Origin of the sequence: Serratia sp. root2 (genome assembly GCF_031931805.1) — a bacterium.
Classification (GTDB): Bacteria; Pseudomonadota; Gammaproteobacteria; order Enterobacterales; family Enterobacteriaceae; genus Serratia; species Serratia inhibens.
The window spans coordinates 62399-74533 of record NZ_JAUJXB010000009.1 but is presented as its reverse complement, the minus strand read 5'-3'; the positions used below and the strand labels follow the sequence as shown (position 1 = coordinate 74533).

Annotated in this window: 11 protein-coding genes; 3 read left to right on the top strand and 8 right to left on the bottom strand. The window is 54.3% G+C overall.

What is annotated here, in order from left to right:
* Positions 1–8: 8 nt before the first annotated feature.
* The 3 genes from QZQ97_RS23725 to rfaQ are packed head-to-tail and all read right to left on the bottom strand — an operon-like array spanning position 9 to position 3315.
* The gene (locus QZQ97_RS23725; RefSeq protein WP_311995428.1) at positions 9–1106 is read right to left on the bottom strand and encodes a glycosyltransferase; all 1098 of its coding nucleotides are present in this window, start codon (positions 1104–1106) and stop codon (positions 9–11) included.
* A gap of 2 nt (positions 1107–1108) precedes the next feature.
* Positions 1109–2236 (bottom strand): glycosyltransferase family 4 protein, encoded by a 1128-nt coding sequence (locus tag QZQ97_RS23720; protein ID WP_311995427.1) that lies wholly within the window; start codon positions 2234–2236, stop codon positions 1109–1111.
* Positions 2233–3315, bottom strand: a complete 1083-nt coding sequence (gene rfaQ / locus QZQ97_RS23715) for a putative lipopolysaccharide heptosyltransferase III (RefSeq protein ID WP_311995426.1) — start codon at positions 3313–3315, stop codon at positions 2233–2235. The genes QZQ97_RS23720 and rfaQ overlap by 4 nt, the downstream gene beginning before the upstream one ends.
* A gap of 414 nt (positions 3316–3729) precedes the next feature.
* Between rfaQ and QZQ97_RS23710 the strand changes: the two genes are divergently transcribed.
* The 3 genes from QZQ97_RS23710 (at position 3730) to QZQ97_RS23700 (ending at position 6943) form a co-directional block, all read left to right on the top strand.
* Complete coding sequence (locus tag QZQ97_RS23710; RefSeq protein ID WP_311995425.1) at positions 3730–4686, top strand: polysaccharide deacetylase family protein; 957 nt, start codon at positions 3730–3732, stop codon at positions 4684–4686.
* A gap of 1 nt (position 4687) precedes the next feature.
* Positions 4688–5779 carry a glycosyltransferase family 9 protein gene (locus tag QZQ97_RS23705; RefSeq protein ID WP_311995424.1) on the top strand — a complete coding sequence of 364 codons (1092 nt, stop codon included), beginning with the start codon at positions 4688–4690 and terminating at the stop codon, positions 5777–5779.
* A 66-nt stretch (positions 5780–5845) separates the two neighbouring features.
* Positions 5846–6943, top strand: a complete 1098-nt coding sequence (locus tag QZQ97_RS23700) for a glycosyltransferase family 9 protein (RefSeq protein WP_311995423.1) — start codon at positions 5846–5848, stop codon at positions 6941–6943.
* A gap of 40 nt (positions 6944–6983) precedes the next feature.
* Here QZQ97_RS23700 and QZQ97_RS23695 read toward each other — a convergent pair whose 3' ends face one another.
* The 5 genes from QZQ97_RS23695 to rfaD all read right to left on the bottom strand — a co-directional run bounded on the left by QZQ97_RS23695 (position 6984) and on the right by rfaD (position 12015).
* Positions 6984–7985 carry an O-antigen ligase family protein gene (locus QZQ97_RS23695; protein ID WP_311995422.1) on the bottom strand — a complete coding sequence of 334 codons (1002 nt, stop codon included), beginning with the start codon at positions 7983–7985 and terminating at the stop codon, positions 6984–6986.
* A 151-nt stretch (positions 7986–8136) separates the two neighbouring features.
* Positions 8137–9039 carry a sugar glycosyltransferase gene (locus QZQ97_RS23690; RefSeq protein WP_311995421.1) on the bottom strand — a complete coding sequence of 301 codons (903 nt, stop codon included), beginning with the start codon at positions 9037–9039 and terminating at the stop codon, positions 8137–8139.
* A complete protein-coding gene (rfaC, locus tag QZQ97_RS23685; protein ID WP_311995420.1) occupies positions 9039–10010 on the bottom strand; it encodes a lipopolysaccharide heptosyltransferase RfaC in 972 nt (323 codons plus the stop codon). The genes QZQ97_RS23690 and rfaC overlap by 1 nt, the downstream gene beginning before the upstream one ends.
* 6 nt (positions 10011–10016) lie before the next feature.
* Positions 10017–11063, bottom strand: coding sequence for an ADP-heptose--LPS heptosyltransferase RfaF (gene rfaF, locus QZQ97_RS23680; protein WP_311995419.1), 1047 nt, complete (start codon positions 11061–11063; stop codon positions 10017–10019).
* A 22-nt stretch (positions 11064–11085) separates the two neighbouring features.
* Positions 11086–12015 carry an ADP-glyceromanno-heptose 6-epimerase gene (gene rfaD, locus QZQ97_RS23675; protein WP_311995418.1) on the bottom strand — a complete coding sequence of 310 codons (930 nt, stop codon included), beginning with the start codon at positions 12013–12015 and terminating at the stop codon, positions 11086–11088.
* Positions 12016–12135: the final 120 nt, after the last annotated feature.

The following is a 12135-nucleotide window of genomic DNA, read 5'->3' as shown; positions in this document are numbered from 1 at the left end:
TGCCTTATTTATTTTTTAAGCGCCAAATAGCTCTGACAAATAGGTTCAAGTCCATAGCTAAGCAACTGCCGGTGGTTAATTTCAGGCGGTTTGGCGTAAATCTGCGCCATTTTTTCTGCCAACGATTTTTCATTGAGTTCTGCCAGTGCGTTACCCATCCCGGCATTTTCAAGGATTTCCGCAGGCCCACCCGGGCAGCGTGTACTGACCACCGGCGTGCCGCATAGCAACGCTTCCACCAGCACATTGCCAAAGCCTTCGCTGTCGGAACTGAGCACCAACAACGACGCGTGCCGAATAAACGGATAAGGGTTGGCCTGGAAACCGAGGAACAGTACGCGGTCGGCGATGCCCAACTGGCTTGCCAGCTGTTTCACTTCCCCTACGTTGGTTTCGCTGCCGGCGCCAATCAGTGCCAGCGGTGCCTGTATGCCCGATTGCGCATAGGCTTTCAGCAGGCGATCGTGCCGTTTGTGCGGATGAAAGCGCCCGACGTGCACCAGATACTCCTGGCCCGCCAGCTCACAGGGTTCCGCCGCCTGTTGTTCGATGGCGGCAATATCAAACGGATTGTTGATTACCGCCAACCGGTTCGGGTGGATAGGCAGGTTTTGTTGCAGATCTTCACCGACGGCTTTTGAGACGGCAACGATATTTTGGCCCTGGTAAACGCCGGCGATTTTCCGCTGTTTCAGCCAACGATCCAAGCCCTTGCGATGACCGAGATAAGAGGTCGATAACATGCCGTGGATACAAAACCACAGGCGATCCGAAGAGAGCAGCTTGCTGCGGCTGACGATGCGATCGGTTTTATGCAGGTTCGAGAACACCAAATCATAGGCGCCCTGCCGGCGTTCGTTGTCGGCAATCACCCGATCCAGCGCGGCGGCGCGGCGTGACAGTTCGGTCAGTTTGCGCCAGGGCGAGCGGCTGCGATCCGCCACCACCTGATAATGAACGCCAGGAGGGATAGGGTAGTTACAGACGTCGCGAAGCGAAATCAGGCTGACGTCATTACCCATTTCCTGCATGCCCTGGCACAGCGTCAGTACTACTTTTTCTGCGCCGCCGCCGGGCAGGCCGTCGATAATCATCAGAATACGCATCGTTAATCCAGCAACCGGTTATAGAGGGATATCAGTTGTTCCGACAGGTGCGCCGGGGTGGCAGACATAATACGCAACCTCGCGGCTTCGCCCATAGACGAACCTAATGCCTGACGAGGCAGTGCCTTGACCGCCGCGACCAGGGCGGGAACATCCAGCGCATCGGTTACGAAGCCGTTTTCTCCCTGGGCGATAAATTCCGCGCCACCGCAGGTGGTACTGGTGATGACGGGCAGACCGCAGGACATCGCCTCCAGAATCACATTGGGGAACGGGTCGTACAGTGTGGGCAGCAGCAGGGCATCAGCCATCTGATAGAACGGCAGCGTCTGTTTTTGCACGCCCATAAACCGTACGCGATCGCCGCATCCCAGCGACTGTGCCAGCGCCTGATAGCGCTTTTCAGCCTTATCTTTGCCGACGACCAGCAGATAGCTGTCCGTGGCAGCGACGGCGCGGATGGCGGCGGCCAGCCCTTTGCGTTCAAAGCCGGAACCAACAAAAATCAGGCAGTGTGCCTGTTGAGGGATCTGGTATTGCCGACGCAATTGCTGCCGCTGATCGGGCGTGGCGGGCAGAAATTTTTGATTATCGATGGCGTTGTAGATCACCGTGATTTTATCGGCCGGCACCCCAAAGTCGTCGATGATCTCCTGCTTAATCATTTCTGCGTTGCAGATGACCGCTTTCAGTTCCGGTGCGGCATACATCGCACGTTCCGCACACATTACGTAACGGTGATAGCGGTTGGAAAACAGCCATTTGCGGCGCCATTCGGGCAGCAAGCGCGCCCTCTGCAACAACCAGCGTCGGTGCACGCCATCACCGGCGCGGTAAATATCGCAGCCGGGAATGCGTTCGTGGCTCTGCACCAGATCGAATTTCTCTTTCTGCCATAGCGCTCTGGCGGCCTCGGCAAAGCCGCGTTCACGGCTGATGCGCCCAAGCTTTATCGGATTGCACAAATGAATATGCCAGTTCGGATGGGTGTCACCCTGCCATTCGCGGGTGATAACGTTCAGTTCGAGGTCCTGCTGCTCCAGCGCTTCCAGGGCGCGTGAGACGAAACGCTCCGCTCCACCGTCCGGGCGGTACTTTTGACGAACGATCGCCAAACGAAATGCTTTCATGCTAGCCGGCTCCGCGCGGCTGCAATCACCGCGTCTGTGGGTATAAGGTCCAGGTAACGTTCATCAGTGCCGGTATTGATGGCATCCGGATCGGGCAAGGTGCCGAAGTCACCGGCCCATATCACGCAGCCGTTAACCTGCCATGGGCGCCAAAACACCAGCTTGGAAGGGCCAAACAGTGCAATGCAGGGGGTCTGCAGCGCAGCGGCCATGTGCATGGGCACCGAATCTACACCGATAAACAGTTTAGCGTGGTCGATCAGGGCGGCAAGCTGACGCAGCGTTAACTGGCCGGCCAGCGAAACTACGCCCTGTGGGGGGCAGAGAGCCAGAATGCGCTCTACCATTTCCCGCTCTTTTGTGTCTGGCCCCGAGGTGATCACCAACCGGTGGCCGTCGGCCTGCAACGCGCTGATAGTGGCGGCCATTTTTTCTTCGCTCCAGCATTTGAAGAACCAGCGGGACGTGGGTTGTACCACGATATAATCGCCGGCAATGCCCCGTTGCCGTAACAACTGCTCGCAGGTTTGCCAATCCTGCGGCGGATAGCTCATGGTCACCTGCTGGTTGAGGGTGGGCAGGCCGAGCGGTTGTAACAGTGACAGATTCTGTTCAACGGTATGCAGCCGTGCGTGATCGCTTACCGGCACCAAATGCGTGTGGCAATGGCGCCATAAGAAGCCTCGCCGCTTGGGAAAATCGAACCCCAACCGAATACGCGCTCCGGTCAGGCGGGCGATAATGGCGCTACGCCACTGATCGGCCAGATTGACCACCAGATCGTAGCCTTGGCCTTTGAGCTGCCGGATCAGATTCAGCTCGTGGCGCAGATGGGCTTTCGTACCCTGTTTTTTCCATTGGCGATCGATAACGAAGATATTCGACAGCGCCGGGTGGCTGGCCAGCATATCCTGGGTTTCTTTATACAGCAGCACGTCGATCTGCGCCTGCGGGTAGTTTTGCTGCAGGGTATTGATGACCGGTGTGACCAGCAACATGTCGCCGTGATGGCGAAGTTTAACGATCAGAATACGCTGTATTGAGGTATCAGGAGCTAGGGCTGGCGCGTCGTTCATCATGAGTCGCTTTCAGGGAAACCAATCTTTGATTCTAAATGACCCGATCGCATGTGGCTACTGTTGCACGGTTTTCTTGCCGCGAAGTGAAAAAATAGCGTGAAGGAGAGACAAAAGGCCTTCAACGTTGTCCAAACCAGGCAGTAAAGTCGTTTGCCCTGGCGAACCGCCCTGCGTAACATGCATACCCTATGAATTTCAAGTTGCAGCCAGGCGACCAGCTTACTCACTCCTGGAGCTTATTGCGGTAAGTGACTGGGGTGACAAATCTGCCGGGAGCAGATTTGAACGCTGCTTGCAGCGGCCCCTTAAGGGGCGTGGCCCACGGATGGGCCACGTCACTGAGTGCAGTTAACAACCCTGCGGCTTGAAAGGCGACGGGTATAATGCATTTTGTTGATATCAGGCTCTATATTCATGACTAAACCGGCGTTTCTCATCACCATTGATACCGAAGGCGACAATCTGTGGCAAAACCACGATCGCATTTCGACCGAAAACACGCGCTTTTTGCCGCGCTTTCAAGCGTTGTGTGAGAAATATGGCTTCAAGCCGGTGTATCTCACCAACTATGAAATGGCGGTAGACGCCGAATATGTCGAGTTTGCCCGCGATGTGATTGCGCGCGGTACCGGGGAAGTAGGAATGCACCTGCACGCCTGGAACAGCCCGCCTCTGACGCCGTTGACCGACGATGACTGGCGGCACAAACCATATCTGATCGAATACCCGGCCGATCAAATACGCGCCAAGGTCGATCATATGACCAAGCTGCTGGAGGATGCTTTCCAGACCAAAATGCTCAGCCACCGCGCCGGACGCTGGGCGTTTAACGAATACTATGCGGCGTTGTTGCTGGAATACGGCTATCAGGTGGATTGCTCGGTCACGCCACGCGTCAACTGGCAATATTCGCCGGGAAACCCGCAAGGGAAAGGCGGCACCGACTACCGACACTTCCCGTCACAGGCCTATTTTATCGATCCGGAAAATATCGCCGAAGCAGGCGCCTCAACGCTGCTGGAAGTGCCGATGAGCATCCAGTATAAGCATTCGGCGCTGATGAATACGATCAAGCAGGGTTACGATCGACTGCGCGGCAAACAGCGTTCTCCGTCGGTAAACTGGCTGCGTCCAAGCGGCGCCAATCTGGAAAAAATGCAGCGTGTGGTTGAGCGTTGTTTGGCGCAGGGGCATGACTACGTTGAATTTATGCTGCACTCCTCCGAGTTTATGCCTGGTGGCAGCCCGACGTTTAAAACCGAGCAGGATATTGAAGGGCTGTATCGCGATTTGGAGCAACTGTTCGCCTGGCTGCAGCAGCGTACGGTGGGTATGACGCTAGCCGAGTACTATCAACTTAAAGTGAACTGAAATGTCGAAGCAATGGAAAGTAAAGCTGGCGAATGCCTGTCTGCGGCTTTATACGAACCTTGGCAGTAATTTTAGAGATAAAGACACGTTCGACAAAAAACGCGATTTTGACCGTATCGCCATCTTCTCAACCACCGCGCTGGGCGATTTGATGTTCAATACGCCTGCCATCCGCGCCATACGTGAACGCTATCCTGCAGCAAAAATCACGTTGATCTCCAGCTATAAGAACGGCGGCCTGGTGGGTACCAGCAGCTATTTTGACGACGTCATCTATTGGGATCATAAAGCCAAGGATATGCTCGGCGTTATCTGTCGGCTAAAGAAAAATCGGCCGCAGTTGGCGGTGATTCTGCATTCCAAAGCACCTTATGATGTGATCACCGCGATCTTGTCCGGCTGCGAATATCTGTTTAAAGATGCGTATAAAAACGATCTGACCGGCATGGAGCAATGGCTCACCGGTACCAGCATCCGTGGAAAAGGCCATCTGATTCAGCGCAAGTTGGATCTGGTGGGGCAGTTGGGTTGCGATACGCAAAACCGGGAAATGTTTATCCCGGTAGATTTCCCGTCGCAGCAAAAACAGCCAGGCGAAGTGGTGATTGGGTTCCAGATGGGTGCGTCCGAACCCTTGCGTTGTTGGCCGGTTAGCCGGTTTGTTGGATTGGCCAAAAAGTTGTTGGCCCGTTCGCCGGATTACCGGATAGCCCTGATTGGCACGCCGAAAGAAAAGGCGATTGAGCATGAGTTTATGGCGGGGTTGACGGTGGAAGAGCAAACCCGGGTTATCAGCCATATTGGTAAAACTACGTTGCCGCAACTGTTGGCGGTGATGAAAAATATGGAGGTGCTGGTTACCGGCGATACCGGGCCGCTGCATCTGGCCATAGCGCTGAAAACCAAAACCGTCAGCCTGTTCGTGACGGCGAATCCGAAGCAAACCGGGCCCTATCAGAATACCGAGCTGCATCAGGTGATGTATGTGCCGATAGATACGCAGAACCTCAGTGAAGAACAACGTCATCAGCCATTGAGCATTATCAGCAGTGAAGAAGTGATGGAAAGAGTGTTGCGAATAGTTGCCGAATAAAAAAACGTCGGTTTTATTGATCGCTGCAAGGGAAGGCATGACTGCCAAAAAAATGAGTTATCAACGATGAAGCTATTTGGCAAAGTTACTCGGGTAAAAAACCTTTTATTGAGAAAGGTAAAGTTACGGCTGCTCATTTCCTGGTGCCTAATGAGGAAAAGGGGCAACCGCAGCTTTGAACCTGCAAGCATGAAGAAAGTCTTGTTGTTACGCCTGGATGATAAAATAGGCGATATGGTGGTTGCTACCGGGGTGATAAAGAAACTCGCTGACTCCGGCCATCAGGTTTCTATCCTTTCCGGGGCGGCCTGCAAAAATATGTTGTCCGGCGTAAAGCACATTGCAAAATTCTATATTTACCAACGCCGAGAGTCGCTGAGGGCGCTGAAAAAGCAGCATTTTGATGTGGTGATTGATTTTGATGATGTCACCACTTATGAGCGCTGCCGATTAATTTATAAGCTTGGCGCCAGGCATACCATTGGTTTTAACAAACAAGGTTATCCAATGTATGACACCTCAATTGATTTCCTGGATGCCGAGACGCACGTCACTGAACGGCATAAACGGGTGCTGCGTTTGCTGGGCGTGGGTTGCGCGGAATATTGCTATGATCTGGAGCCGACGCCGGCGTCGGTCGATAAAGTCAGCGCTGCTCTGGCCGGATTGCGCTACAACTTTCTTGTTGCCATCAATCCCTTCACCGGCTCCGCGGACAAGGATTTATCCCGCCAGCAAACGCAGGACATTATCAGTCTCATAAAATCGCGGGCTAAAAATTCGCTGATTGTTCTTATTGGACAGGAAAGCAAAGTTGCGGCCCTTAACATGGCTGACTGCATTTACATTCCTGGCAGCACCGTAAACACGGCCGTAGAGATTGTTAAAAGAGCGGATTTGATCATTTCACCCGATACGTCGATCGTGCATATGGCCTGCGCTTTCAATAAACGTCTTGTTGCCATTTATAACCAGCGAAAACTTAAAGATACCGGACTGCCAGGTCATGTTATCTGGTCACCCAACTATGGCAATGCGGTGCAGATCGTGACGGAAAAGGAAAACGTGAGCGATGTGCCGGTTGAGGTTATCAATCAGCAGATTGGTGAGCAGATTGCATTGATGGAAAATGAGCGTTCACTGCGGCGTGAAGTGGCTCTCTAAGGCATAAAAGTGCCACCCGAAGGGTGGCACTGACGATCGGTCAACAGGTCTGTGGTCTCGGTTTGGGCGTTATGGCGACGCCTAACGTGAACCAGAACAGGTACCAGAATTCTGCCGGGTTGCCGATCATGAACATGCCCTGTGAGGAATAGAACAGCAGCATGAAAATGAACAGCGCAGCTTCAAGCCGCATACCGCTGCGCATATGGCGCACGGCCAGAGAACCGCAGTAGCTCAAGACAGCCAGCAGCAAACCCAACCCGACGATTCCCCCCTTCAGCAAAGCGCCCCAGTAAAGGCTGTGCGTGGTGCGAATATGCTCGCCGGAATAGTTGGTAAAATCCAACTCATAATTGAAACCGTAACCTAAATACGGTGCCTGGCTCACCAGTTCGAAGGTATGCCGCCAGATACTCAAACGCAAAAAGCTCTGCACATACATTTCTTCAAAGCGGGTGAGGAGCAAATGCCCGATGGGTGAGAACAGCACTGCCGCAGCCACGATGGCCAGAGCAATCAAAAAGTAAGCCAGATGCTTTAGCCTAAGCTGCCTGTGGGGTAGCGTCACCAGCAGCGCGATAAGCAATGAAAGCACTGGGCCACGGCTCTGGGTGAGCAGCATGGTGCCGAACAGTATCGGGATGGCGAGCAGGATCGCCGCGTTCTTTTTTTCGCGAAAAGCGATCAGGCTCAGTATCACGCCAATCCCGGCCAACCCCGCCAAATCGATCACATTCTCGGGACCAGGATTGTTTTTTGATACCACGCGGTTAATCAGAATGTCTTGGTAATCAAAGCATAATGAGTACAGACACAGGATCGTTAATCCCATTATTATGCTGATCAACAGCAGGTTACGCTGAGGCCCGCTCAGAACGGTGATCAGCATGCCCAGATACAGCAACAGATAAATACTGTGCGTCAGTGTCGACTCGATATTTCCTGGGTCGTCTGTCCACAGGTTACTGCAGGCAAAATAGAGCAACATCGCACCAATGAGCGCCAATCCCCAGCGAGTTTCTCTATGGCGGAAAAATGACATCCGCAGATCTTTATCGAGATACAGCGTGATAATGAATAGAATTGCCGAAAGGTGGAACAGATTATTAACTTTGGTAAAACCGCAGAATATGGCGCTGAAAAAAGAAAAAAGTAGAAAAAACAAAACGTATAGCTTTTTCGGATGAAAAGCATTACTTGAATACTGCATCAGGATCGGCCTTCTCGAAAATTTCATTGCTGATTGCGCTGGCTACGGAAAGGTTTTTTATGGCGATATCTTTTGCTTTCATTTGAAAGCTGGCATGGCGGAATGACGGCATCACCAGGTCGTCAACTTTGCTCTCCAAATCGGTGGAAAGCTTATTCTCTGCGGCTTCATAAAAACGTGGCTGGTGGAAATTATTCATGTCCAGACCGATGATAAATAACCGCTTGAAGCCGAGGAAGGTAAGGATCTGCAGCGCCCAGTAAATAACGGTGCCGGCATCAAAGATGCCGCTGCGAATATCGTGATTAAACGCGATGTCTTTTCGGCCATCGGCAAAAGTGACGTCGCGATTATTGCGGTAAGCCGGCCACAGTTCATCATGGGTAATTCTGGGCTGATAAATTTTAAACGCGGCGTCTTCGATCACGGCGAAACGGCACTTCACCTGCTCCAGGGTGAATCTGTCGATGATTTTCGCCACGCCGTGCACAGTGGTGAACAACGTTAGCCGATCGTCAGCGATAATACGGCCGATAATTTCCGGTTTCTGGTCGATAAATCCCATATCCACAATGACGTAGAATCTAAAGTCGACGCGGTCTTGCAAGGAGTAGGCGCCGTTGACCCCCATCGCCGGCATCGGGGGGAATTTTTCCAGGCACAGGTTTTTCACTGACGGGCCGGTTGCCGTCAACAGGATATCACCGGAAAAATGCCCCTGCAGCGTAGCCAGTGGCACCAACGGTACCTGTTGTCGTTTGTAATGCAGCGCGACGATTTCCCCGCTGGCGGCGCGCTTAATCTTTACGTATGGCCAGAGATTTTCGTTATGCCGAAAGGGTCTGGCATGCGTATAACGATATATTTGCTTGAAAAAAGTTCCCATTACACCGGCATCCTGTCGTGAATCAGTGCCGCGACTTGTTGCGCGGAGATCTCCGCCATGCTATTGCCTGACTCTGGTCGGCAGGCATATTGATTTTGCCCATAGCCGCCGATCAATCCCGGATCTGTCGGGCCGAACAGCGTAATGTTAGGCCTGTCGAGTGCTGCGGTCAGGTGGCTGAGACCGGTATCGACCGAGACCACGCCTTTCGCGCCTGCCAGCACCTCGGCTACCTGCTGCAGGCTGAGTTTTGGCAGCACCTCAACGTGGGGAAAGCCTTCCGCCAAGCGCAGCGCGCGTAGGCGTTCGTGCTCCGCGCCCCACGGCAATTTGATCTTCAAGCCACTTGGCGCCATCAGTTCAATCAGTTCCCGCCAGTGCGACTCTGGCCAATGTTTCTCATCGCGGGTCGTCGCGTGCAAAAACACCAGGTATTGCCCGGCGTCGGCCGGCAGGTGACTGAGAAAGCGCGCCGCAATGGCGTAATCGCCGTAGCTTTCCGGCTTGTCGTAGCCCAGGCTTTTGGCAAACAGCTCACGGGTGCGCTCCACGGCGTGCTGCTGTTTGGCGATGTCATGACGGTGATTGTAGAACCAGCTGGCAAAGGGTTCACGGGCGCTCTTGGCATCCTGGCCGTGCTTGCTGCCTTTGGCTATGCGGGTGATCAATGCGGCGCTTTTGATTAAACCCTGGGCGTCGATCACCACGTCGTAGGTGCGCTCCTGCACCAGACGTTTAAAATCGCAACGCTCCTGACGGGTCTCGCTGCCAAACCAGTTTTTGCGCCAGCGACGGATCGCCACCGGGATCACGCGGTCTACCGCCGGATGCCAGGAGGGGATCTGGCTGAACCCTTCCTCCACCACCCAATCGAAGCGGATGCCGGGGATCGCCCGCATGGCGTCGGTCAACGCCGGTAGCGTATGGAGCACGTCTCCCATCGAGGACGTTTTTACAATCAACACCTGCATGCTTATTTATTCCTCGCTGGCGGCAAGTAACGGCGTCAGCGCGTCCAACACCTGCTGTGGCTGAATATCGATCAGGCTCTGATGGTAACCCTGGTCGGCATCGCCTTTGCGTATCTTATGGTAACCACTGATTAAGCGGATCACTTTGGCTTTATCGGACAGCGGCGGCGTGAAATCCGGGCTGCTTGGCCCGTACAACGCTATCAGCGGCTTATTCAAGGCCGCTGCAACGTGCATCAGGCCTGAGTCGTTGCTGACCACGGCCTGGCAGGACGCCAGCAGGATCACAGCCTGTTCCAGCTGGGTTTCCCCAGCCAGATTCATACAAAATACTCGGGCGTCGTCATCCAGCGCCGCGCGGATTTGTTCGCCCGCTTCGTGATCCTTGGCTGAGCCAAACAGTGCGATTTGATAACCCCGGTCGATCAGCATCTGGGCCAGTCGGGCGTAGTGGTAGTGCGGCCAGCGCTTGGCCGGGCCAAATTCGGCCCCCGGGCAGAAACCGATAATCGGCCGGCTCCCGGTCAGGTTGAAGGCCGCGGTGGTTTCGGCAATTTCTTCGTCGCTCACTTGCAACTGCGGCCACAGCAACGGCTGCGGCAGATCTTCGGCGCGCTGAATGCGTTGCTTGTCATAAGCCAGCGCCACATAGCGCTGTACCATCAGCGGAAAGGCCGCCTTGTCCAGCACCCGGAGATCATTCAGCAGGCCGTAGCGCATTTCGCCGCGCCAACCGGTACGCTGCGGCACCTGAGCAAAGAACGGCACCAACGCGGATTTGAACGAGTTGGGCAGCACGTAAGCACGATCGTAGCCGTTGGCGCGCAGTGCGCGCCCCAATCGCCGGCGTTCACCGAGCGCCAGCGCCCCGTGGCCTAACGGCATAGACAGAGCCTGATTGACCTCCGGCATACGCGCCAGCAACGGACGGCACCAGGCGGGCGCCATCACGTCAATTTCCGCTGTCGGGTGCTCGGCCTTCAGGGTGCGGTAGAGACTTTGCGACATCATCATATCGCCAACCCACGAAGGGCCGATAACCAGTATTTTCATGCCCTGAATGATTTCCTTCAGCTTAAGCGGTACGGTTCAACCAGGCCATGTACTCTTTCACGCCTTCGGCGACCGTTTTGAACGGTGCATCATAGCCGGCAGCGCGCAGCTTGGTCAGGTCGGCCTGGGTAAACGCCTGGTAGCGGCCTTTGAGTTTTTCCGGGAACGGGATATTTTCCACCGCGCCTTTCTGGTGGAAATCGACTACCGCGTCGGCTACCGCCTGGAAGGTTTCTGCACGGCCGGTGCCGCAGTTGAAGATGCCGGACACGCCGCTTTTCCAGAACCACAGGTTTACCGCCGCCACGTCGCCAACGTAGATAAAGTCACGCTTAAAGTCCTGGCTGCCGTCGAACAGTTTCGGGTTCTCGCCGCGGTTGATCTGGTTATTCAGGTGGAATGCAACGCTGGCCATGCTGCCTTTGTGGCCTTCGCGAGGGCCATAAACGTTGAAGTAACGGAAGCCGCAGATCTGTGAATCCGCCTCAGGCAGAATTTCACGGACGTACTGATCGAACAGGAATTTGGAGTAACCGTATACGTTCAGCGGCTCTTCAAACTGGCGCTCTTCGATAAATTCTTCACGGCCGCCATAGGTGGCTGCCGATGAGGCGTACAGGAACGGGATTTCGCGATCCAGACAATAATGCAGCAGGTCTTTGGAGTACTGATAGTTGTTGTCCATCATGTACTTGCCGTCCCACTCGGTGGTGGACGAGCAGGCACCTTCATGGAACACCGCGTCGATTTCACCCAGATCGTCACCGGCCACGATGTTGGCGATAAAATCTTCTTTATCGATATAGTCGGCGATATCCAGATCGACCAGGTTGGCGAATTTGGTGCCGTCTTTCAGGTTATCTACCACCAGGATATCGCGATACCCTGTGTCATTCAGCGCCTTAATGATATTGCTGCCGATCATGCCGGCGCCACCAGTAACGATAATCATTGGGTTACCCCTATTATTCTGCCCGGTGGGACAGGGTGCCCCACGCTCAATGCCGCTTATAATAGCATTTCATGCCGCCGCAAACATCGGACGGGCTCTGAATATCCCGCGATGTCGAGC